The 23,060-nt window shown below is 68.6% G+C and carries 21 protein-coding genes and 1 pseudogene; 16 read left to right on the forward strand and 6 right to left on the reverse strand.

The features are described 5' to 3' along the window. Positions 1-138: 138 nt before the first annotated feature. From QFZ29_RS02000 to QFZ29_RS02015, 4 genes and pseudogenes are all read left to right on the forward strand, one after another. Positions 139-225: pseudogene (locus QFZ29_RS02000) on the forward strand (hypothetical protein); the annotation flags it as partial. Positions 226-285: 60 nt separating this feature from the next. After that, positions 286-1,095, forward strand: a complete 810-nt coding sequence (locus QFZ29_RS02005) for a LacI family DNA-binding transcriptional regulator (protein ID WP_306896572.1) — start codon at positions 286-288, stop codon at positions 1,093-1,095. Further along, the gene (locus tag QFZ29_RS02010; RefSeq protein ID WP_306892568.1) at positions 1,092-1,817 is read left to right on the forward strand and encodes a cupin domain-containing protein; all 726 of its coding nucleotides are present in this window, start codon (positions 1,092-1,094) and stop codon (positions 1,815-1,817) included. The genes QFZ29_RS02005 and QFZ29_RS02010 overlap by 4 nt, the downstream gene beginning before the upstream one ends. Before the next feature lie 44 nt (positions 1,818-1,861). Next, on the forward strand, positions 1,862-2,260 hold the full coding sequence (locus QFZ29_RS02015) for a GNAT family N-acetyltransferase (RefSeq protein ID WP_306892569.1): 399 nt from the start codon (positions 1,862-1,864) through the stop codon (positions 2,258-2,260). A gap of 23 nt (positions 2,261-2,283) precedes the next feature. On the opposite strand, the gene QFZ29_RS02020 is transcribed toward QFZ29_RS02015, so the two are convergent. The 3 genes from QFZ29_RS02020 to QFZ29_RS02030 form a co-directional block, all read right to left on the reverse strand. After that, complete coding sequence (locus QFZ29_RS02020) at positions 2,284-2,625, reverse strand: HepT-like ribonuclease domain-containing protein (RefSeq protein WP_306892570.1); 342 nt, start codon at positions 2,623-2,625, stop codon at positions 2,284-2,286. Then, positions 2,622-3,137: a nucleotidyltransferase family protein gene (locus QFZ29_RS02025; RefSeq protein ID WP_306892571.1), complete on the reverse strand. Its 516-nt coding sequence runs from the start codon at positions 3,135-3,137 to the stop codon at positions 2,622-2,624. The genes QFZ29_RS02020 and QFZ29_RS02025 overlap by 4 nt, the downstream gene beginning before the upstream one ends. Before the next feature lie 107 nt (positions 3,138-3,244). Then, positions 3,245-4,039 carry a DeoR/GlpR family DNA-binding transcription regulator gene (locus QFZ29_RS02030; RefSeq protein WP_306892572.1) on the reverse strand — a complete coding sequence of 265 codons (795 nt, stop codon included), beginning with the start codon at positions 4,037-4,039 and terminating at the stop codon, positions 3,245-3,247. A 271-nt stretch (positions 4,040-4,310) separates the two neighbouring features. Here QFZ29_RS02030 and QFZ29_RS02035 point away from each other — a divergent pair, with 271 nt between their 5' ends. From QFZ29_RS02035 to QFZ29_RS02060, 6 genes are all read left to right on the forward strand, one after another. Next, positions 4,311-5,606, forward strand: coding sequence for an ABC transporter substrate-binding protein (locus tag QFZ29_RS02035; RefSeq protein WP_306892573.1), 1,296 nt, complete (start codon positions 4,311-4,313; stop codon positions 5,604-5,606). A 70-nt stretch (positions 5,607-5,676) separates the two neighbouring features. Beyond that, positions 5,677-6,624, forward strand: a complete 948-nt coding sequence (locus QFZ29_RS02040; protein ID WP_306892575.1) for a carbohydrate ABC transporter permease — start codon at positions 5,677-5,679, stop codon at positions 6,622-6,624. Between the two features lie 3 nt (positions 6,625-6,627). Next, entirely contained in the window at positions 6,628-7,512 is an 885-nt protein-coding gene (locus QFZ29_RS02045; RefSeq protein WP_306892576.1) for a carbohydrate ABC transporter permease, read from the forward strand. Positions 7,513-7,563: 51 nt separating this feature from the next. Then, positions 7,564-8,424, forward strand: coding sequence for a ketose-bisphosphate aldolase (locus QFZ29_RS02050; protein ID WP_306892577.1), 861 nt, complete (start codon positions 7,564-7,566; stop codon positions 8,422-8,424). A gap of 58 nt (positions 8,425-8,482) precedes the next feature. Beyond that, positions 8,483-9,679, forward strand: coding sequence for an ADP-dependent glucokinase/phosphofructokinase (locus QFZ29_RS02055; RefSeq protein ID WP_306892578.1), 1,197 nt, complete (start codon positions 8,483-8,485; stop codon positions 9,677-9,679). Beyond that, the gene (locus QFZ29_RS02060) at positions 9,676-10,677 is read left to right on the forward strand and encodes a class I mannose-6-phosphate isomerase (protein WP_306892579.1); all 1,002 of its coding nucleotides are present in this window, start codon (positions 9,676-9,678) and stop codon (positions 10,675-10,677) included. Before QFZ29_RS02055 ends, QFZ29_RS02060 begins: the two co-directional genes overlap by 4 nt. Positions 10,678-10,731: 54 nt before the next feature. Here QFZ29_RS02060 and QFZ29_RS02065 read toward each other — a convergent pair whose 3' ends face one another. Further along, positions 10,732-12,384, reverse strand: coding sequence for a thiamine pyrophosphate-binding protein (locus QFZ29_RS02065; RefSeq protein ID WP_306892580.1), 1,653 nt, complete (start codon positions 12,382-12,384; stop codon positions 10,732-10,734). 214 nt (positions 12,385-12,598) lie between these two features. Here QFZ29_RS02065 and QFZ29_RS02070 point away from each other — a divergent pair, with 214 nt between their 5' ends. Then, a complete protein-coding gene (locus tag QFZ29_RS02070) occupies positions 12,599-13,624 on the forward strand; it encodes an NADPH:quinone reductase (RefSeq protein ID WP_306892581.1) in 1,026 nt (341 codons plus the stop codon). Positions 13,625-13,638: 14 nt separating this feature from the next. On the opposite strand, the gene QFZ29_RS02075 is transcribed toward QFZ29_RS02070, so the two are convergent. Further along, positions 13,639-14,880, reverse strand: coding sequence for a glycosyltransferase (locus QFZ29_RS02075; RefSeq protein ID WP_306892582.1), 1,242 nt, complete (start codon positions 14,878-14,880; stop codon positions 13,639-13,641). Beyond that, positions 14,877-15,458, reverse strand: a complete 582-nt coding sequence (locus QFZ29_RS02080) for a TetR/AcrR family transcriptional regulator (protein ID WP_306892583.1) — start codon at positions 15,456-15,458, stop codon at positions 14,877-14,879. Before QFZ29_RS02080 ends, QFZ29_RS02075 begins: the two co-directional genes overlap by 4 nt. A gap of 96 nt (positions 15,459-15,554) precedes the next feature. On the opposite strand from QFZ29_RS02080, the gene QFZ29_RS02085 reads away from it, so the two are divergent. The 5 genes from QFZ29_RS02085 (at position 15,555) to QFZ29_RS02105 (ending at position 23,060) form a co-directional block, all read left to right on the forward strand. Next, entirely contained in the window at positions 15,555-15,941 is a 387-nt protein-coding gene (locus QFZ29_RS02085) for an ArsR/SmtB family transcription factor (RefSeq protein WP_306892584.1), read from the forward strand. Continuing rightward, on the forward strand, positions 15,938-16,372 hold the full coding sequence (locus QFZ29_RS02090) for an SRPBCC family protein (RefSeq protein WP_306892585.1): 435 nt from the start codon (positions 15,938-15,940) through the stop codon (positions 16,370-16,372). The genes QFZ29_RS02085 and QFZ29_RS02090 overlap by 4 nt, the downstream gene beginning before the upstream one ends. Beyond that, positions 16,369-17,166: an SDR family NAD(P)-dependent oxidoreductase gene (locus QFZ29_RS02095; protein WP_306892586.1), complete on the forward strand. Its 798-nt coding sequence runs from the start codon at positions 16,369-16,371 to the stop codon at positions 17,164-17,166. Before QFZ29_RS02090 ends, QFZ29_RS02095 begins: the two co-directional genes overlap by 4 nt. 170 nt (positions 17,167-17,336) lie before the next feature. Next, positions 17,337-21,938: a family 43 glycosylhydrolase gene (locus tag QFZ29_RS02100; RefSeq protein WP_306892587.1), complete on the forward strand. Its 4,602-nt coding sequence runs from the start codon at positions 17,337-17,339 to the stop codon at positions 21,936-21,938. A 120-nt stretch (positions 21,939-22,058) separates the two neighbouring features. Continuing rightward, complete coding sequence (locus tag QFZ29_RS02105) at positions 22,059-23,060, forward strand: diacylglycerol/lipid kinase family protein (RefSeq protein ID WP_306892588.1); 1,002 nt, start codon at positions 22,059-22,061, stop codon at positions 23,058-23,060.

Raw genomic sequence — 23,060 nt, forward strand, 5'->3', positions numbered from 1 at the left:
CCGAGCCCGCTGCGGAAAACGTTTCCGTTAGGATTTCCGTAGAGATCAGGGGGAACTGTCGACGATGAGCGAGATGACTTCGATCCGGGCCGCTCGCCTGTCGGACGTTGCTCGACTCGCGGGCGCGTCTCTGCGGCCACGGCGTCGCGGGCACTCAACGGCAGCGATCGCGGAGTGCGCGAAGCCAACCGGGCCAAGGTGCTCGAGGCGGCGAAGACTCTGGGCTACACGACGAATGTCGCTGCCCAGGCGGTGGCGCGGGGGCGCAACCGAGGGGTCACCCTCGTGGTCAAGGGGATTCCCGAGGACTACGCGAACCCGATCATCTCGGGCGTCGTCACGGCGGCCCAGCGCCGCGGGCTCCCGGTCACGATCACCTCGGCGGGCACCGACCCGGCCGACCTCGTCGAAGCGGTGCACAACGCCCGCAGCCACCGCCCCGAGATCCTCATGATCACCGGCGGCCGGGCGACGGATGACTCGACGATCCCCGAACTCGTCGACGCACTCCAGCGCTACGAAGCCGAGGGCGGGCGAGTGGTGCTCATCACCCAGCCCGGGCTGCCGTTCGACACCGTCGCCTATGAGAACCGCAAGGGCGGTTACGACATGGCGAAGACACTGGCCGGCCTCGGATATCGCGACTTCGCCGTCATCTCGGGGATGAAGCACGGCCTGACGCAACGCGATCGCACGGCCGGATTCATCGAGGGTCTCGCGGAGTCGGGCATCCCGCTCCCAGCCGACCGTGTCCTGATCGGCGAGTTCACCCGCGACGCGGCCTACGCGATGACCGGCGACCTGCTGCGACGAGGCATCCCGGTGGAGGCGATCTTCGCGGTGAACGACGCGATGGCGCTCGGCGTGCTGACCTTCCTCCGCGACGCCGGCCGCTCGATCGCGGTGGCCGGATTCGACGACATCCAGGCCCTTCGGGATGTCACGCCGTCGCTGAGCACGGTGCACCTGCCGTGGGACCAGGTGGCCGATGAGGCGTTGACGATGGCGATGGGGCCGCGCGGCGACGAGCCGCGCACCATCATGATCGAGGGTCATGTCGTCGTTCGCGAGAGCACGCCGCCGGTGGTGCGATGAGCGACGCGTCCACGTTCCCGGGCGGCACGGCAGTCTCGTGGCTCGACGTCTACGACTCGGAGTCGATCGATGGGCTCCGCGGCGGCTCGCCGCACATGCACCTCGTGTCGGCAGAATGCTACGTCGTCGTCGGCGGTCGTGGATGGCTCCAGACGCTCAACCGTTCGGGCGTGAAGGAGACGCAGCTCGAGCCGGGCGTCGTCGTGTGGTTCACGCCCGGCACAGTGCATCGTGCGATCAACGAGGGCGATCTGCGCGTGCTCGTGATCATGCAGAACGCCGGGTTGCCCGAGGCGGGCGACGCCGTGATGACGTTCCCGGCCGAGCAGCTCGTCGACGCCGAGACGTATCGTTCGGCGGCCCGGTTGCCCGAGCGGCCGACGGAATCCGAGCGCCAGGCGGATGCCGACCGGCGCCGGGATCTCGCTGTCCAGGGGTTTCTCGAGCTGCGCGAGGCAGCAGATTCGGGCGACTTCGCGCCCTTCGAGGCGTTCGCCGCCGCGGCGGCTCGGATCGTGCAGCCGCGCGTCGGCGAGTGGCAGGGCATCTGGCGTGGAGTCGTCGGCGCGCAAGCCGACGAGACACGCCGATCGATGGACGGCCTCGCGGAGGGCGACTGGAGTTCGTTGCTCGCGGCCGGCGTCTTCGAGGCATCCGCGAACCCCGGTGATCGGCGATTCGGCATGTGCGGGCGACTCCGCACCTACCAGCTCGGGGCGTAGGCACTCTGCGCTCGGCGCACTGACCATACGCGATGCTGTTCAGCATGACGATGACGTGGGAATGGCGCGGAACGGTCCGGAACGAAGAGATCAACGAGCTGCACGCGGAAGGCTTCGACCATGTGCCCGCGGCTGACGATTGGACCGAGCGGCTCTCGCGTCTCAGCCTGGGATGGGTCACCGCGCGCGATGACGAGGGTCTCGTGGGCTTCGTCAACGTGATCTGGGACGGTCACGTGCACGCGTTCATCGAAGACACCCTGGTGGCACATCGAGCGCGCCGACAGGGAATAGGCAAGCGACTCGTCGCGGTCGCCGAGGAGCAATCGAGGGCGGCAGGCTGCGAGTGGCTCCACGTCGACTTCGACGATCACCTGAAGAGCTTCTACTTCGATGCCTGCGGGTTCCGTCCTACGAGCGCCGGCCTGATGCAGCTGCGCTGACAGCCCGGTGACGAGGTTCACCATCACGAGCTGGCGCGCACATCTCTCACGAGCTGGTGCAGCTCGGGGAAGCTGCGCGACACCGTGACCCAAAGTGCGTGCGAGTCGACGCGGTCGTAATGGTGCACCACGAAGTCGCGGTTGCGGGCTGCCTGAGACCAGAGCGGGTCGTCGAATCGGGCCGGATCTGCGGCCGTCAGCCGCTTCGAGAGGTCGCCCACTCGGTTCGAGAGCGCTTCGAAGGCGAGTGGCAACGCCGGGTCGCGGTCGAACTCGTCGCGGCCGCGTGTGACCAGGAGAGCCGCGGCGTCGAGGGTGGCCGTCAGGTCGTCGAGCCAGCGCTCCACGCGATCGGCAGCCCTCACAGGTCGATTGCCTCGTCGAGTACCGCTCGATCGCGGCCGGCATCGAGTGAGCGGCGTGAGACGACGTCGACGGCTCGCTCGAACAGCGACTCCATATCGAGCTCGAACTGGGCGAGGTCGAAGAGCGACGCGTCATCCTGCGGGTCGACCAGGAGATCCACATCGCTCGACGGAGTGTCGTCGCCTCGTGCGACCGAACCGAAGACCTGAACCGACGAGATGCGGTTGGCCCGCGCGAGGCGCTCGATGAGGGCTCGGCGGCGGCGGAGATCATCGAGCAGGCGGGGGGCGCGCCGGTCTGGCCGCGCGGTGTCCTGCCCGATACGGGCTTCGTTCGAGGCGAACCGCTCGTAGGGAATCAGCACCGCCTCAGGTCGGCGGTGCGATCCGATGACAACCGGAGCGGCATCGGGTCCGAGATCGCGGAAGTTGCGAAGCATGACCGAGAGCGTGGCGCGCGCCTCCGCGACGGGAAGAACGGCCTTCGGGCCGGTCGGGGGTGTCTTCGTCATGGAGCCAAGTTTACTCGATGTGTACATATTTATGTACAAGTCCGGGACTTCGATACGCGTCGGCGGCGCGCGGCGCTCCTCAACCACCGGGGCTACGCCGGCGCTACTCAACCACCGGCGGGGGTGATGATCTCGACGTCGTTCTGGCGGAGGGCCTCTTCGAGGTCGGGCGGGGGCGGGGCATCCGTGATGAAGTAGTCGGCCCGGCCGAGCTCGGCGACCTGGGCGAACAGTCGCCGGCCGAACTTCGAGGAGTCGGCAAGCACCGCCACGCGCGTGGCACGCGACATCATCTCGGCCATCATCGCCGCGTCGCCGAGGTTGCTCGTCGAGTAACCGCCGGCCGGTGAGACCGCTCCGACCGCGATGAGCGCGAGGTCGCACTGCAGGTCGATCTCGCCGCCGCCCGCGGCGACCTTGAAGCTGATCGGGCCCGTGGTTGCCTGGGTGATCGAGCGCACCGAACCCCCGAACACGTAGAGGTCGCGGAAGACCTTCGGCGAGATCTCGGCCGGGATGCGCAGGTTGTTCGTGGCGATCGTGAGTTCGCGGTGGTTGCGCAGGTGCCGCGCGACCGCGAGCGTCGTGGTGCCCGCGTTGAGCATGACGACTGCGCCGTCGGGGATGAGCTCGGCGGCGAGCTCGGCGATGCGCTCCTTCTCTTCAGCCTGCATGTGCAGTCGCACGTCGAGGCCGCGGTCGGTGCGGGGAGTGGCCGTTGCGCTCACCGCGCCGCCGTGGGTGCGTACGAGCACGCCCTCGGCGTCGAGCTGGTCGAGGTCGCGGCGGATCGTGTCGATCGAGACGCCGTAGCGCTCGGCGAGCATGGCGACGGTCACCTGTCCGCTCGCCGAGACGTAGTCGGCGAGGTTGGCTCTGCGGCCGGCTGGCAGATGTCGCACGTGTTCCCCCGGGGATTCGCTTCTGGGCGCTGCCATAAGCAACTTCTAGCACACTCGCGCCTTCTGAGTGCTTGCGTTCAGCGTAGATCAGCAAGACAAAGCATAAAACAGCATCGGCGATTTGTGCGCATGCAAGACCTCGGGCCGTGAATGGCGGGACCACGCGGCATCCGATCGCTATTGACCGATGCGACTCGAGAGGACTAACATCCAGAAGTCGCATCAATGCGCAAATAACAGCGCAATACTGCAAATCTCAGAATGGAGAATCATGAGCAAAGAGGCTCACGACCGGCGGCGGACCTTTCGGGTGCTTGGAGCGTCGGTCGCAGCGGTGGCACTGTTCGCGACTGCAGGATGCAGCGCGAGCAGCGACAGCGGATCGGCCGACGGCGACGTCGTGCTCGAATTCGCGCAATGGTGGGAGCCGGAACTACCCGACGGCGCCTTCCGTGAACTGATGGACGAGTTCGAGAAGGAGAACCCGGGCATCACGGTCGAATTGCTCAGCGGGCCGTACGCCTCCACGAAGGAACAGCTCTTCGCCGGCGCCGCAGCCGGCACCATGTCCGACGTCGTCGGCCTCGACGGTGCGTGGGTGAGCGATTTCGCCAACCAGGGCGCGATCGCTGACCTGACCGAGCTCATGGCCGAGAGCGACTACGACGACAGCGAACTCGCCAGTCAGATCAAGATCGACGGCGCGACCTACATGATCCCGGTCGTCAACTTCGTCTACCCGATGTTCACGAATGACGACCTGCTCGCCCAGGCGGGTGTGGCCGCAGCGCCCACCAACCGCACTGAGTTCGCGGCCGCCGCGAACGCCGTCGCCGGGCTCGGCGAAGACACGAGCGGCTGGATCCTGCCGCTCTCGCTCGAGGCGCCGAACGGCATCCAGAACGACGTCATGTCGTGGGTCTGGGCCTCGGGCGGCAGCATGCTCGACGAGGACGGCCAGCCCGATGTCACGAACGGCGACGTCACGAGCGCGGTCGAGTACGTCAAGGGCCTGTGGGACGACGGTGCGATCGCGCCCGGCGCCTTCACGATGAAGGAGCAGGACAAGGTCGAGGAGTTCACCAACGGCCGAGTCGGCATGATGATCGACTCGCTCGCGCACATCAACCTGATCCGCGAGTCCAATCCCGACCTGAACTTCAGCATCTCGGCGCTGCCTGCAGATGACGGGTTCGACGGCGAGCGGGGCATCCCCTACGCCTCATGGGGCATCGGCGTGGCCGACAGCTCGGAGCACAAGGCCGAGGCGTTCAAGCTCGTGGAGTTCCTCATGAGCGAGGAGACGAACTCGAAGCTGTCGTCGATCGCGAACGCGTTCCCCGGCAACACCGAGTCGGTGCCCGATTTCGTCACCGAAGACGAGCTCTTCGCGACGGCGTTCGAGATCTACCAGAACGGATACCCCGCCAACGAGTTCACCGGGCTTCCGGTGGCGGAGCAGCTCATGCGGCTCTTCGACGAGCAGTTCCAGGTGCTCCTGGACGGCGGCCAATCGGTCGACGAGACGCTCGAGAAGACCCAAGAAGCATGGCTCGCCGAGTTCTGACCCGTGCTCAGCACGACGCCGCGCCACGGTCAGGCACCGTGGCGCGGTCTCCCCGCAGGAGGCCGACCCGATGATCACCACCCCCACCACACTCACCGAGAGCGCGGAACCATCTGCGCCACCACCGACACGCACCCCGACGCAGGGGCCGGCTCGACGACGCCGTCTCGGCCACCCCGGCGAGCCCTACGCCTTCATCGCCCCCACGGCGGTGCTCATGCTCGTGCTGATGATCGTGCCCATCGTGCTCGTCATCGGCTACTCGTTCATGGACAACGTCATCACGAAGAAGAACCCCGAGTTCGTGGGCGTCGAGAACTTCGTGGAGGTGCTGACCGACGGGGTCTTCGCGACGGCGCTCGGCAACACGCTGTTCTTCACGATCGTGAGCGTGGTCGCGCACCTGCTGCTCGGCCTCGGTTTCTCGATGCTGCTGAACAGCCCGCTCATCAGCCGCGCGAGCCGGGCGGTGTTCCGGGTGATCTACATCCTGCCGTGGCTGTTCACCGCGGCGGTGATCGCCGTGCTGTGGCGGATGCTGCTGAATCCCAACGGCGTCGTCAACTACCTGCTCTCCAGCGATGTCGAGTGGCTCTCGTCACCGTCGCTCGCCCTCGGCGCCGTGACGTTCATCAACATCTGGGCCGGCTACCCGTTCTTCATGATCAGCCTGCTCGCCGGCTTGCAGGGCATCCCGGCCGACCTGTATGAGGCCGCGACGGTCGACGGCGCGAACGGCTGGCAGCGCTTCCGCAACGTCACGCTGCCGCAGTTGCGCCCGATCATCATCAGCATGACGCTGCTCGATCTCATCTGGACCTCGCAGCAGTTCGCGCTCATCTGGATGACGACCGGCGGCGGGCCCATCCACGTCACCGAGATGCTGAGCACGTTCACGTACAAGCTCGCGTTCAGCCGCTACGAGTTCGCGCTCGCCTCGACGAGCGCCGTCATCATCCTGCTGCTCTCGATGGTGCTCGCCTTCTTCTACGTACGACACCAGCGGGCGAGGGACTGAGCCATGACCACCAGCACCAGCACCAGCACCAGCTCCATCACCACTGCCGGCTCACGCGCGCGGCAACGCATGACCATGAAGGTCCTCGTGCTCCTCGGCCTGCTCGCCGGGGCGGCCTTCGCGGGCTTTCCCGTGCTCTGGATGCTCGCGAGTTCGTTCAAGTCGAACACCGAGATCTTCGAATACCCGCCGCGCCTCGTCACCGAGAGCTTCTCGTTCGACGCCTACGTGACGATCCTCACCGATCCCGAGAAGGTGCGCTTCTTCGTCAACAGCTACGTCGTCTCGCTCTCGGTCACGGCACTCACGCTCGTGGTCGCGATCCTCGCGGCCTATGCGTTCAGCCGCTTCGAGTTCCGATTCAAGCGCCCGCTCAACATGATCATCGTGAGCGTGCAGGCCGTGCCGCCGATCACCCTGCTCATCCCGTACTTCGGGCTCATGGTGACGCTCGGGCTCTACAACACCTACCCGGGCCTGATCCTCACCTACATGGTGTTCACGCTGCCCTACGCGATCATCATGATGACCGGCTACTTCAACACCCTGCCACGCGAGCTCGACGAGGCCGTGCGCGTCGACGGCGCCGGTTCGATGACGGCGCTCTGGCGCATCCTCGTGCCGATCTCGGTGCCGGGCATCGTGTCGGTCGGCGTGTACACGTTCATGATCGCGTGGAACGAGTACCTCTTCGCGCTCACCCTCACGAAGACGCAGGACATGCGCACCGTGCCCATCGGCATCCAGCTGCTCATGGGACAGCACTCCTATGAGTGGAACGAAATGATGGCGATGAGCATCCTCGGTTCGGTTCCGGTGCTGATCCTCTTCCTCTTCTTCCAGCGCTACTTCATCGGCGGGCTGACCTCCGGGTCGGTCAAGAGCTGACGCCCGCCGACGACCAGACGACCACACCACCGAAAACAAGGAGACCCAGCAGTGCTCATCAATGGCAACGACCTTCTCACCGTGGCGAATGAGAACGACTTCGCGGTGCCCGCCTTCAACATCAGCGACTACGCGATGTTCAACGGCGTCATCGACATCAGCGAGGAGAAGAACGCGCCGCTCATCGTCGCGATCCACCCCGACGAAGTGAGCCACCTCGGGGTCGACCTCATCCAGGCCATTCGCGCGCGAGCCCATCGCGCCTCAGTGCCCGTCGTCATCCACTGGGACCACGGCGGCAGCTTCGAGCAGATGCTCACCGCCATCCAGAGCGGCTTCACGTCGGTCATGATCGACAAGTCCATGTCGCCGTTCGACGAGAACGTGGCGATGACGAAGCGGGTGGTCGACGCGGCGCACGCCGTGGGCCTCTCGGTCGAGGGCGAGCTCGGCACGATCGGCAAGACCGACGACGAGGCCGAAGACGGCACCGACAACATCATCTACACGGTTCCGGATGACGCGGTGCGGTTCGTCGAGCAGACGGGCGTCGACAGTCTCGCCATCGCGATCGGCACCTCGCACGGCATCTACCCCGCGAGCATGAAGCCCGCGCTCAAGCTCGACCTGCTGCGCGAGATCAAGGCAGCCGTCGGGATTCCACTCGTGCTGCACGGCGGCTCGAACAACCCCGACGACGAGATCGGGCGATCGGTGAAGCTCGGCATCAACAAGATCAACATCTCGAGCGACATCAAGGTGGCCTATCACGACAAGATGCGGGAGGTGCTCGCCGACACGGCGCTGCGCGAGCCCAACTCGATCCAGCCGCCGTGCATCGCGGCGATGCAGGTCGTCGCCGCGCAGAAGATCGACCTGTTCGACGCGGCGGGCAAGGCTGCGCTGTACTAGGAGCGACGCTGCGCTGCATCAGGAGCAACGAGGCGACGACGCAACCGAGCGGAGGGCGATGAACGAGCGAGTACTGGGGCTCGGCGGCACCGTCGACTACGAGATCGCGTGGAACGGCGCGGTGATCGAAGAGCTCGTCGGTCTCTACGGAATCGGTGCCGCCGAGCTCGATGCCGGCATCCCGGTGGTCGACGAGCGGAGCCTCGTCGTGACGTTGCTCGCGTTCCTGCGCGACGGTGTCGGGGGAGAGCGATTCGTCGCCTCCTCCGACATCGTCGAGGCGTTCGCCGCTCGCTTCGAGACGCGCATCACCCTCGGCGGCACGCCGGTGCGTGCGGCGATCGCGATGCACAGCCTCGGCATGTCGAGCCTCGTGCACCTCGTGAGCATCGACGACCACGTGCGCGCGCTGCTGCCCGAGGGCATCGAGTACGTGTGCAGTGCGACCGCCGATTCCACCGATCCGCACCTCATCGTGCAGTACGCGGCGGGGGCCGGGGTGCGTCGCGGCGAGCTCGACCTCGTGGCGCCGCATCCGAACCGCATCATCTACACGAACGACCCGCCCAATCGCGAGCTCGTGCTGAGCGACGCGCTCGCCACGACGCTCGCCGACGCCCGCGTGTTCCTCGTCTCGGGTTTCAACACGATTCAGGATGCCGCGGTGCTCGACGCGCGCGTCGAGCAGATCCGCCGCCACCTCGCCGAGCTGCCGGCCGAGGCCGTGGCGATCTACGAGGACGCCGGCTACCACGAGCCCGCGTTCAGCCACGTTGTGCGCGACGCCCTCGTCGACGCCGTCGACGTGTACAGCCTCAATGAAGATGAGCTCTTCGCCTACCTCGGGCGCACCGTCGACCTGCTCGATGCATCGGCGGTCGAGGCCGCGCTCGCCGAGGCATCCGCCCTCATTCCCGGCACGTGCCTCGTGATCCACACGAAGTACTGGTCGCTCGCCCTCGGCGAGACCGCCGCCGACTACGCCGATGCCCTGCGCGGGGGCATCGTGATGGCGAGCACTCGCTACCTCATCGGCGACGGGCACACCGCCGCCGACTACGCTCGCACCGCCGAGCTGCCCGAGAAGCCCGAGGGCGCAGCGGTCGCGGCCGAGCTCGAGGCACGCTTCGGTGGCCGCCTCGTCTGCCGCGCGGCGCTCGTGCTCGAGACCGACCGGCCCTCGACGATCGGGCTCGGCGACACCTTCATCGGCGGCTTCATTGCCGCCCTCACGCCGAGCCGGGTTCGCGCATGAGCGTGATCGCCCTGCCCTCGAATCGACCGCCCGAGCGCTTCTACCGCGGCGGTCGGCGCATCACCGACTTCCGCGGCGATCCGCCCGCTGGCGATCACGAGCCCGAAGACTGGGTCGCGTCGGTCACGACGCTCGCGGGGGAGTCGAGCCTCGGTCTCAGCACGCTGCCCGACGGGCGCCTGCTCGCCGACGCGATCGCCGCCGATCCGGTCGAGTGGCTCGGCGACGCGCACCTCTCTCGTTGGGGCGCCGACCCGATGCTGCTCGTGAAGCTGCTCGACGCCGGCCAGCGGCTGCCCGTGCACGCCCACCCGCCGCGCGACTTCGCTCACCACCACCTCGGCCGCGCACACGGCAAGGCCGAGGCGTGGTACATCCTGCGGGGTGGCGAGGTGCACTTGGGCTTCGTGCGCGATGTGGGCGGGATCGAGCTCTTCGGGCTCGTGGAGCAGCGCGATGCCGACCGGATGCTCGGCCTCTTGCATCGCGTCACCGTCGCTCCGGGCGACGTCGTCTACGTGCCGCCGGGCGTGCTGCACGCCATCGGCGAGGGCGTGCTGCTCGTCGAGCTGCAGGAGCCCGAGGACCTCTCGATCCTCGTGGAGTGGGAGGGCTTCGATCTCGACGGCGCGCGCGAGGGGCATCTCGGGCTCGGGTTCCCGGTCGCCCTGCAGGCGGTCGAGCGGCGCGGTCGTACTCCCGAGGAGATCGCCCGGCTCGTGCGCCAGGCGGGTGTGGGGGAGTCGGTGCTGCCAGCCGAAGCCGACCCGTTCTTCCGGCTGGAGCGTGTGGTCGTCGACGGCGACGCGGAGCTCGAGCGAGGCTTCGCGGTGCTCGTCGTGACCGACCGCTCGCTCACGATGGAAACTGTGGACGGCGGGCTCCCGCTGCCGCGCGGCACGACGGCGCTCGCGCCACACGCGGCGGGGCGGCTTCGCATCTCGGGCCGCGGCGAGCTGCTCGCCTGCCGCCCGCCGCGCCCCCCGGTGGTCGAGTAGGCCGCGAAGCAGCCGTATCGAGGCCACCCACCGGGCTGTGGCCGCTGCCCGTGATCACGAGTTCACGCGAATGATCTCCTGCTGGTAGGGCGCAACGACCGTGCCGGAGATGCGGCAGTCGAGCAGCAGGAAGCGGCGCTCGGCGACCGGTTCGCGGTTCCACTCGTCGAGGCGATCGAGGTCGGCGAGCGTGCGCACGACGACACCCTCGGCGCCGACCGCAGCCGCCAACCCCGCGAAGTCGGTCTCGGGGATGCGCATGGGTGCCTCGGCAAGCCCCATGAGCCCATAGAGGTTCACCTCGGCGCTGTACGCGGCGTCGTTCCAGACGACGGCGATGCCGCGGCCCGCGGCGGTGCGCACGGCGGTCTCGAGGTCGGCGAGTGCCATGAGTCCGCCGCCGTCGCCGGTTGTGAGCACGATCGCGGCATCCGGATCGGCGGCCGCCGCGCCCGCGACGCTCGGGAAGCCGAGGCCGATCGACTGGAACGCCGTGCCCACCATGATCATCCGGTCGGGGGAGGCGACGGGCCAGTACATGTTCGCCCAGCCGATGAAGTGCCCGCCGTCGGAAACGACGACGCGATCTGCGGGGAGCAGCTCAGCGAGTCGGGCGGCGACGCTGCGCGGGTCGAGGCGTCCGTCGGCGGCAAGACCGTCGCCGACCGGCCGGGCCGCGAGCGCGGCAACGTCGATCGACTCGCGCCAGCCCGATGGGGCCGAGCCGAGTGCGCGCAGCTCGGCGACGAGCGCTCGGGCGACGATGGCGGCGTCGCCGCGCACGAAGGCGCCGACATGCGGATGCGTCGCAGCGGGCGCCACATCGACCTGCACGACCCGCGCGCCGGGCGCGAAGAGCTCGCCGAAGCGCATCGTGAACTGGTTGAGCGAAGCGCCGAACACCACAGCGACGTCGGCCTCGAGCACGAGGTCCATCGCGCGCTCGGCACCGAAGCCGCCGGTGACGCCGAGGTCGTAGCGACCGTCGGGGAAGACGCCTCGCCCGAGGGCGGTCGACGCGGTGAAGGCGCCCGTGGCTGTGGCGAGCGCACCGAGGGCTTCGCCGGCGCCGGCGAGCCACGCGCCCCGACCGGCGAGGAGGAAGGGTCGCTTCGCGCCCCCGAGCGCCCGGGCGGCCTCGGCGACGGCGCGAGTCGCGAACTCGCCCGAGGGCGCCATCGGGCGCGGGAGCCGGAGCTCCGGGGTCACGCCTGGATCGCCCGCCTCAAGCCCGCCGACGTCGTAGGGGATCGCGAGCACCGCTGGCCTGCGGTAGGCGAGAGCGTGCTCGATCGCGATGACCGTCGTGGCAGCGGCATCCGTTCGGCCGACCGTATAGGTGCGTGCCCCCACGGCCGACGCGAGCGCGATCTGGTCGACGTCCCATGGGCGCCGTCCCGAGGTGGGCTCGTCGCCGACGACGAGTACGAGCGGCACACGCGCCTGCGCGGCCTCGGCGAGGGCGGTGAGGGTGTTCGTGAATCCGGCGCCGTAGGTCGCTGTGGCCGCGGCGAGCCGGCCCGAGGCTCGGAAGTACGCGTCGGCCGCGACGACGCCGCCGACCTCGTGGCGCACGGCCGTGAACTGCGCGCCGGTGTCGCGTTCGAGCGCGTCGAGGAACCAGGCGTTGCCGTTGCCCATGACGCCGAAGACCTGGTCGACGTGGGCGGCGAGGGTGCGGGCGACGTGCGAGGAGACGGAGGGCATGGCGAAGCCTTTCGAGACGATGACGGATGCTGGGTTCCGTATGTGTCTCGCGCGAACCGCTCGTGGCGGGGTCGGCTTCGTGCCCTTTTTCGGGCACCGGCGCGTGATGTGCCTGGACGGGATGAGTATACGACCTGGAGGCCGCCTTGACCGAGCTGCGCTGCCGGTCGAGCGAGAGCGGAATCGCGAGCGCGCCGGCTCGGTTGCACCCACCATGAGAGCCATCGTCTACAGCCGCACCGGGGACTCCTCGGTGCTCGAACTGTCGGAGCGGGAGATCGCGGAGCCGGGCCCCGGGGAACTGCGGGTGCGGGTCGCCGTCTCCGGAGTGAACCCCACGGACTGGAAGGCGCGCCGTGGGTCGGGGTCCGCGGCGGCGACCGGCGAGACCGTGCCGAACCAGGATGGCGCGGGCGTGGTCGACGCCGTGGGCCCGGGCGTCACGGACTTCGCCGTGGGCGACCGCGTGTGGCTGGCGATCTCGGGCTGGAAGCGTGCCTCGTCGGGCACGGCGCAGGAGTACCTCATCACGCTCGCCGAGCGGGCGTTCCCGCTGCCTGACGAGGTGTCGTTCGATGTCGGGGCGAGCCTCGGAGTTCCCGCGGTCACGGCGCACCGTGCGTTGACCGTGTCGGAGGATGCACCGGCGCGACTGCACCCCGGCGCGCTCGATGGGAAGACCGTGCTGGTCGCCGGGGGAGCGGGTGCCGTCGGGCACGCCGCTGTTCAGCTCGCTCGCTGGGCCGGTGCGACGGTGCTCACCACGGTGAGCGGCGAGGAGAAGGCAGCGCTCGCCACCGCCGCGGGCGCCCACCACGTCGTCAACTATCGGGATTCGGATGCCGCGGGCCAGATCCGAACGATCGCGCCCGATGGCATCGACCTCGTGGTCGAGGTCGCCGCGGGCGCGAACGCCGAACTCGACCAGGCCGTGACGCACGAGCGCTCGACGATCGCGAGCTACGGCAATGACGGCGGTGCGCCGGTGACGCTCGACTTCGGCCGGGCCATCCTGCTCAACCTCCGCTACCAGTTCGTGCTGATCTACACGATGGGCGCGGATGCCTGGATCGCGGCCGGCGAAGACGTGACGGCCGCGGCGCGCGACGGAGCCCTGGCGATCGGCCCGGAGGCGGGCCTGCCGCTGCATCGGTATGCGCTCGAGCAGACGGCGGCCGCACACGACGCCGTCGAGGGCGGAGTGATCGGCAAGGTGCTCATCGACGTCGCATCGCTCTGAGGCCGCGCCTGTATTCACCCTCCGAGTGTGGGTCGCGCCGGAGCCCTCACGAGCTGCTCGATGCGGTCGGCGGCGAGCGGGGCACCTCCCTCGCGCTGCATCGCCTCGCCGAACGCCACGGCGGCGGGCTTCAGCGCCCGAGCCCGGTGCACGGCGTCTCGCAGGGACTCGGGCGTCAGCTTCTTCTTGGGCAGGAACACCCCGACCCCCGCCGCCTCGGCGCGGCGCCCGACCTCGGCCTGGTCGCGCCCCCACGGCACCACGACCACCGGAACCCCGGCAGTGAGCGCCTTCTGGGTAGCTCCCATTCCGCCGTGGGTCACGACCACCTCGGCGTGGGGCAACACGTGCGAGTGGGGCACGAACTCCTCGACCCGGGCGTTCGCCGGCGCCGGGAATGACCCCGCCCCCGCCGGCATGGTCGCGATCACCTCGACGTCCTCGTCGGCGAGGCCGGCGAGCGACACCTGCACGAGCGCGCCGTCGTCTTGGAACTCCGACGACGTGGTCACGAGCACGACGGGACGTCTGATCGACTCGATCCACGCCGGTTGCTCGGTCGGCGGATCCCAGACGATCGGCCCGATGAAGCAGAAGGAGTCGGGCCAGTCGGTGCGCGGGTACTCGAATGCCTTCGACGTGAGATAGAGGACGAGCGGCGACCGGGTGTATACGTCGGTGACCTCACGGATCGCGGGAACGCCCGCTTCCCGCCGAACCTCATTGAGCGGCCGCAGGAGGGCGCGCTTGAAGCCGGCGAAGATGATCGGGCGCATCACGCGATCCCGGAGTCGGCCCATGGCTCCGTCTGCAGGCTTGAAGCCGGGACCGAATGGCGGCACCTCATCGGACGGCACCGGGCTCGGGAAGTGCTGGAGGATCGCCCACGGCCCGCCCCAGGCCTCGGCCGCGACGGCGGCGCCCCAGGTGTTCGTGTCGATGAGGACGGCATCGGGGGACTCGGCGTCGATCGCCCGCCTGATCTCGGGGATCTCGAGCACAGCCCTGCGAGTGAGCACGTGGATCGCACGCGTGATCGCCTTGATCGGCGCCGAAACGCGGTAGTCGTCATGCGTGATCGCCTCGATCTCGGGCGAGATCGGGGCGACCGTGAAGCCGAGTTCACGCATCTGCGGCACGTCGGTGGAGATCGTGCGCAGCACGACGGTGTGACCGCGACGTTGCAGCTCGAGCAGGATCGGGACGGTCGGGAACAGGTGGCTGCGGGCGGGCGAGGTGTAGGCGAGGACTTTCATGAGAGCACTCCCTTCAGGAGTTCGGCGAGCGCCAGTTCGGTCTGGCGCCGGGAGAGGCCCTGCTGTCGTCGCAGCAGGTACCACGTGTACACGTCGCACATCGCCAGCAATTGGGCATGCAGGCGTTCGCGCCCGGCTCCAGTGCGGGCATCGAGCCAGGGCGAGAACACGGATCGCACCCAGTCGGAGTGGACCTGCTTGCCCACAGCGGTGGCCTCGGCGTAGGGGGGCACTCGTTCCTCCTGGCGCAGGAGCAGCATGGCCAAGTCGCCCATCCCCTCGTAGTGTTCCACGAGGTTCGCGACCGTGCCGACGAGGTCGCCCGTCGGCGCCTGGCCACGCTGCGCAGACACCTGCGACGTGACCGGCGCGATGAGCGCCCGTACGAGGCCGTCTTTGGATCCGAATCGGCGAATCACCGTCTGCACGGTCACGTCGGCATCGGCGGCGATCGCATCGAGCGTGACGTCGTCGTAGTAGCGCGTCGAGAGCAGTGCGAACGCCGCTGCCTGGATCCGCTCGCCGGTCTCCCGCGCCGCATCCGCTCGGGCCGTCATCGTGTACTGACGGACTTTCATGTTAGTGATACTAATACGAAAATACCGCCCACGGAAGAGGACGTGGAACGCCGCAGGGATTGACGAAGGTGGCGTATCTCACATATATTCACCCGTATGGGTGAATATCAACTCGATACCGTGCTGAGCGCGGTCGCCGATCCGACCAGGCGGGCGATCCTCGATCGCCTGCGCAACGGCGACGCGCGCGTCACCGACCTCGCGAGCGCCTTCCCGATCTCGCTGAACTCCACGAGCAAGCACATCAAGGTGCTCGAGCGCGCCGAGCTCGTGCAGCGTTCGGTGCGCGGCCGCGATCACGTGCTCTCGCTGCGGGCCGAAGCGCTCGGCGATGCGGTCGCGTGGATGGAGCAGTACCGCGAGTTCTGGGAGCAGCGGCTCGCAGCCCTCGAGGCGTTCGTGCTGCAGGATGCGGATGTCCCCGCCGAGGGCGAGGTCGAGCCCGACCCCGGCACCGCGCCGAGCGATGGGGCGGACCGATGACCGCCGCCGTCACCGTGAGCCGGCGCATCGCGGCATCCGCTGAGCGCCTCTTCGACGCCTGGCTCGACCCGGCGAGCCTCGCCGTGTGGATGCGCCGCGATGGCAGCGAGCCAACCGACGTCGTCGCCGACCCGCGCGTAGGCGGGTCGTTCGCGTTCACGATGAATGACCCGAGCGGCCAGTTCGTGCACGCGGGCACCTACACCGTGATCGATCGCCCGCGCGCGCTCGAGTTCACCTGGCTATCGCATGCCACGCACCAGGCCGATTCGCTCGTGCGCGTCACCTTCGAACCCGACGGCGACGCCACCGTGGTCGAGGTGCGCCACGAACGGCTGCCCGACGTCGAGGCGGTACGCAAGCACACGGAGGGCTGGACCGAGATCCTCGGCAGCCTCGCTCGAACACTCACAGAACAGGAAGTCGCATGATGTTGCTCGAAGACAAGGTGGCCGTGATCCACGGCGGCGGCGGATCGATCGGCGCCGCCGCGGCGCGGGTGTTCGCCCGCGAGGGTGCCCGGTTGTTCCTCGCGGGGCGAAGCCTGCCGCGACTCGAGGCTTCGGCATCCGTCGCCCGAGCCGAAGGGGCGGATGTCTCGATCGCCGTGGTCGACGCGATGCACCAGGCGGCCGTCGACCGCCATGCCGACGAGGTGGCGGATGCCGCGGGCCGCATCGATATCACCCTGAACGCGGTGGGGTTCGACCACGTGCAGGGCCTGCCGATCGCCGACACGTCGCTCGCCGACTACCTGCACCCGGTCACGGGCTACCTGCAGACGAACTTCGTGACGGCGAAGGCGGTGTCGCGCCACATGATCGCACGGGGGAGCGGCGTGATCCTCACGATCTCGACGCCCGGGGCGCGGCTGACCGGGCGTGGCCTCATCGGCAATGCCGCGCAGAGCGCCGGGCTCGAGGGGTTCTCGCGCGCGCTCGCTGGAGAGCTCGGCCCGGCGGGCGTGCGGGTGGTGTGCGTGCGGCCGAACGCGTTGTCCGACGCCGTCGCGACGTCGTACACCGGCGAGCTGTTCGGGCGCATCGCCGACGCCGGCGGAACCTCGAGAGACGACTGGCTGGCGGGGCTCGCCGGCGCCACGATGCTCGGTCGGTTGCCGGTGCTCGACGAGCTCGCGGAGTACCTCGCGTTCGCGGCATCCGACCGCGCGCGCTCGATGACCGGGGCGATCGCGAACCTCACGGTGGGAATGGTCGTCGACTGAGCGGTCTTGTGAGGGATCACATCGGCGACCTGCACGGCCGCACCGCCGAGTTCAGTAGCCGCAACATATCAAGGACACAATGTTGTGATCCCGGATTGTGAGCGATAACATCGCGCTTGTCATGTCTGCGACCCCGTCCGCGATGCCGGGCACGTCCGAAGGATTGCGCAATGAAGCCCAACGTCGTTCGACGAACCGTGGCGGGGGTGACCGCCGCGCTCCTCGGCGTCTCAGTCGCGCTCACGGCCACCCAACCCGCGTTCGCCGCTCCAGATGAACGTCTCGTCGCCCACTACACGCTCGACGAGACGAGCGGTGCGGTCGCCGCCGACCAATCGGGCAACGGCCGAGACGCCACGATCGTGGGCGGCCCGACCCTCACCGGGGGCGAGGGCGTCCGGCTCGACGGGGTCGACGACCACGTGCGGCTGCCGAACAACATCCTCGCCGGGCTCACCTCGATCACCGTGAGCACCGAGGTGCTCATCCGCACGACGCAGTCCACGCCGTACTTCATCTACGGCATGGGCAACACCAACTCCTCGGGCGTCGGCAACGGCTACCTGTTCTCCACCGGCAACGCCTACAAGTCGTCGATCGCCACCGGCAACTGGTCGACTGAGCAGACCGTGAACAGCGGCGCGAACCTCGCGCGCGGCGTGTGGAAGACGATCACGTACACGCTCGACGATGCCTCGAACACGGCGCGCATCTACCTCGACGGCGTGCAGGTGGCGCAGAACACGAACGTGACGATCACCCCTGGTGCGATCGGCAACAGCGTCACGGCCGCGAACTACCTCGGCCGATCCGTGTACACCGCCGACCGCTACCTCGCGGGGAGCCTGCGCGACTTCCGCATCTACGAGGTGGCGCTCACCGCCGAGGAGGTGGCGGCGCTGCAGCCCGCCGACCAGGTCAAGGTCGACCGCGACCTCGCGGTGCTCGACCTCGGCGACCTCTCGGCCGTCGAGGGCAACCTGACGCTCCCGACGTCGGGACCGAACGGCGCCGCCATCGCGTGGGCGTCGAGCGATCCCGAGGTGGTCTCTGATTCGGGCGTCGTCACGCGGCCCGCGGCATCCGACGGCGACGCATCCGTCACGCTCACCGCCAGCGTCACTCGCGGCGGTGCCACCGGCACGAAGCCGTTCGTGGCGACCGTGATCGCCGAGGAAGACGACCAGGCCATCGTCGACGCGGCGGCTGCGGCGCTCGCGATCACGAACGTCGACGACGTGCGCGGCAACCTCACCCTTCCCGGCGCGCCCGCCGGCACCCAGGTCGCCTGGGCGTCGTCGGTACCGGCGATCATCGCGGCCGACGGCGTGGTCGTGCGTCCCGCCTCCGACACCGACGTGACCCTCACCGCCACGGTCACGCGCAACGCCGCATCCGCCACTCGCGAGTTCGTCGCGAAAGTGCGTGCCGCAGTCGAGCTCGACGAGTTCGAGGGCTACGCGTTCGCCTACTTCACGGGCAACTCCCTCGCCGGCGAGAACATCTACTTCGCGGCGAGCGAGGGCAACAACGCGCTCGACTGGAGGGAGCTCAACGGCGGCCAGCCGACCCTGACCTCGAAGTACGGCACGAAGGGCCTGCGCGACCCGTTCATCATCCGGTCGCCCGAGGGTGACACCTTCTACCTGATCGCCACCGACCTCTCGATCGGCAGCGGAACCAACTGGGATGCCTCGCAGCGCACCGGCAGCCAGTACCTCGAGGTGTGGGAGTCGCGCGATCTCGTGAACTGGTCGGAGCAGCGCCACGTCAAGGTCGCGCCCGACACAGCCGGCAACACGTGGGCGCCTGAGGCGTATTACGACGAGACGATCGGCGCGTACGTCGTGTTCTGGGCCTCCAAGCTCTACGCCGAGAACGACCCGGGCCACACGGGCAGCACGTACAACAAGATGCTCTACGCCACCACGCGCGACTTCGTCACCTTCAGCGAGCCGCAGATCTGGCAGGACCAGGGCATGTCGCGCATCGACTCCACGGTGATCAAGGCCGGCGACGTCTACCACCGCTTCACCAAAGACGAGGGCGCTGGCGGCACCGGATGCAGCGACATCATCCAGGAGACGTCCACCGAGCTGCGCGCCACCCTCGAGGCGTGGACCATGATCGACTCATGCATCGGACGCGACGCGGGCACGAGCGCAGTCGAGGGTCCGACGGTGTTCACGTCGAACCCCGGCGACGTGAACGGCGAGAAGACCTACCTCTTCGTCGACGAGTACGGCGGACGGGGGTACATCCCGCTTCAGACCGACGACATCGCCAACCCGGCGTGGGCCGTGGCACCCGAATACGACCTGCCCGCGAGCCCGCGGCACGGCACCGTGCTCCCGGTCACCGCGGCAGAGCTCGAGCGACTCACGGCCGGCCCGCCGCCGGTCGAGGCCAATGAAGACGGCGAGGTCCTTCGCTACGACTTCACGGATGCCGCCGGCACGGTCGTGACCGACCGTTCGGGCATGGGCAACGACGGCACGATCGTCGGCGGGGCCGCCTGGCAGGGCGAGGCCCTCACGTTCGACGGCACCGACGACTACGTCGACCTGCCCGACCACCTCCTGACGGGCGTCGAAGACGTCACGGTCGAAGCCGAGGTGAAGATCAGCCCCTCGCAGTCGGGCTCGTACTTCATCTACGGCTTCGGCAACACCGACGCATCCGGTGTCGGTTCGGGGTATCTCTTCACGACGGGCAACAGTGCCTATCGCACCGGCATCGCGTCGGGGAACTGGACCACGGAGCAGAACGCGAGCTCGGGTTCGGCGCTGCCGCGCGACAAGTGGGTGCATCTCACCTACACGCTCGCGGGCACGACCGCCCGGCTGTACCTCGACGGCGTGGAGGTCGCCAGGAACACGGGCGTGACACTCGACCCCGGCGACATCGGCGGCGGAAGCACGCTCGCCAACTACCTCGGCCGCTCGCTCTACAACGCCGACCCGCGCTTCCGCGGCCAGTTCCGGGAGTTCGCGCTCTACAACCGCGCACTGAGCGCTGGCGAGGTGCTGACCCGGTCGGGCAATACCGCGGCGCTCGCCGGGGTGACGCTCGCCGAGTCCGAGCAGCTGAAGGTCGCACCGATCGTCAACGCTGCGGCACGCACGGTGGTCTTCCCGGTCGTTCCCGGCACGGATGTCACAGCGCTCACGCCGGTCTTCGACACCGCCGACGGGGTGACGGCTTCGCCGGCATCCGGCGACACCGTCGACCTCGGCGAGCCGCTGGTGGTCACGCTGACCGCACCCGACGGCTCGACGGCGACGTGGACGATGCAGGCGCGCGTGATGGCCAGTCCGGTGCTGCCGGGCCTGTACGCCGACCCGAACATCGCGGTGTTCGGTGACACGTACTACATCTACGCGACGACTGACGGGTTCGCCGGCTGGGGCGGCAAGGAGTTCTACGTCTGGAAGTCGAGGGACCTCGTCGAATGGGAGCGCTCGGCGGAGCCGTTCCTGACCCTCGACGGTGCGAACGGCGACGTGCCGTGGGCGACCGGGAACGCATGGGCGCCGACCGTCATCGAGCGCGGCGGGAAGTTCTACTTCTACTTCAGCGGTCACAACGCGGCGCTCAACCGCAAGACGATCGGCGTCGCGGTCGCCGATCATCCCGAGGGTCCGTTCGTCGCGCAGCCGACGGCGATGATCACGAACGGGGAGGCGGTGAAGTCGGGGCAGGCGATCGATCCTGCCGCGTTCCACGACCCCGTGACCGGCAAGCACTACCTGTTCTGGGGCAACGGCAGCCCGCTCTACGCCGAGCTCAACGACGACATGGTGTCGATCAAGCCTGAGACCATCAAGACGATCGGCGGCCTGACGTCGTTCCGTGAGGGCTCATTCGTCAATTTCCGAGACGGGCTGTACCACCTCACGTACTCGATCGACGACACCGGCTCGGAGAACTACCGCGTCGGCTACGCCACCGCGACGAGCATCGACGGGCCATGGACCTACCGCGGCGTCATCCTGCAGAAGGACACGTCGCTCGGGATCCGCGGAACAGGACACAACTCGGTAATCAACGTGCCGGGCACCGACGACTGGTACATCGCCTACCACCGGTTCGCGATGCCCGACGGCAACGGGACCCACCGCGAGACGACGATCGACCGCATCGAGTTCGACGAGAACGGCCTCATGAAGACCGTCACGCCGACGCTCGAGAGCGTCGACGCGCAGACGGTGGTCGACCCCGAGCCGCTCGGCGTCGCGATCAACGGCCAGGCGGAGGTGGGACAGACGCTCACCGCCGCGGTGGCCGACCCGTGGACCGCGTCGGCATTCCAGTGGACGCGCGACGGTGAGGACATCGCCGGTGCCACCGGCGTCGAGTACGTGCTCACGTCGGCCGACGTCGACGCGACGATCGCTGTCACGGTGACCGCCGGGAAGCCGCTCTGGAGCCCGTCGACCGCGAGCGCCGAGGTCGGGCCGGTGCTGCCGGTGCCGACGGCGCCCGCGCAGCCCGGCGCGCCCAAGGTGACGGCCGGACCGGCGTCGATCACGGTGCGCTGGGAGGCGCCCGACGATGGCGGCCGTGCGATCTCGGGATACACGATCACGCTGACGCCGCGTGGGACCGATCAGCCGACGCTCGTGAAGGACGTCGGCGGCACCTCGGTCACGGTGACGTTCTCCGGCCTGCAGCCGGGTGCGAAGTACCGCGCGACGATCGTGGCGCACAACGAGATCGGCTCGTCGCCGGTGTCGGCGCCGTCAGCGGAGGTACTGGTGCGGAAGAAGTAGCCGGCACGAGTGCCGAGGGCGGGGTCGACTGCAGTCGGCTCCGCCCTCTTCCATAGCACGGCACTCCAGTTCGAGGCATCCCCTTCCAGCAACCGGAAGGCACCGCGTACGTTGACGGGCATGACGTCCGAGGCGCCCCTTCGCGATTCGAGTGGCCATGAGCATCGAGCCGCGCTGATCTACAACCCGGTGAAGGTCGAGCTCGACGACCTGAAGCCGATCGTCGAAGCCATCGAACAGGAAGTCGGCTGGACCCCCACGCTGTACTTGGAGACGACAGCGGAAGACCCGGGAGCCGGGCAGGCGGAGAAGGCACTCAGCGCCGGCGTGGCAGTCGTGATCGCCGCGGGCGGTGACGGCACGGTGCGCGTCGTCGCCGAGGTGCTCCGAGGTTCGGGGGTACCGCTTGCGCTCCTTCCCTCCGGAACCGGTAACCTGCTCGCGCGCAACCTCGACCTCACGCTCGACGACCCCGAGCATTCGCTGCGCAGCGCCTTCGCCGGGGAGAACCGCCCGATCGACATGGCCGTGATCGACATCCGCGATGGCAGCGGGGCGGTACACCGGTACTCATACCTCGTGATGGCCGGCCTCGGCTTGGACGCCAAGATGCTCGCCCACACCGACGAGGAGCTCAAGGCGAAAGCGGGGTGGCTCGCCTACGTGAAGGCGATCGGGGTCGCCCTTCGCGACCGCAACCGCTTGCGCATGCGCTTCAAGCTCGACGGCGGGGGCACTCGCACGCTGCGGGCCCACACCATCATGATCGGCAACTGCGGATCCCTGCCAGCGAACATTCTGCTGCTCCCAGAGGCGGCCGTCGACGACGGCGAGTTCGACATCGTCGTGCTGCGACCCGAGGGCTTCATCGGCTGGGTGCAGATCACGGTCAAGATCTTCTGGGAGAACGGGGTGCTCCGGCGCATGACTGCCGGACGCAGGCTCATGGGAGCGACGAAGGAGGTGCGGGCGCTGAACTACCTCAAGGGCAAGGAACTCGTCGTCTCCCTCAGCAGGCCGGAGCAGATCCAGCTCGACGGCGACGGGGTCGGCGAGGCACGGGCTTTCAGGACCTGGATCGATCCGAGGTCGCTGCTGGTTCGGATTCCCGCGGAGGAATGA

This window comes from Agromyces albus, assembly GCF_030815405.1.
Classification (GTDB): Bacteria; Actinomycetota; Actinomycetes; order Actinomycetales; family Microbacteriaceae; genus Agromyces; species Agromyces albus_A.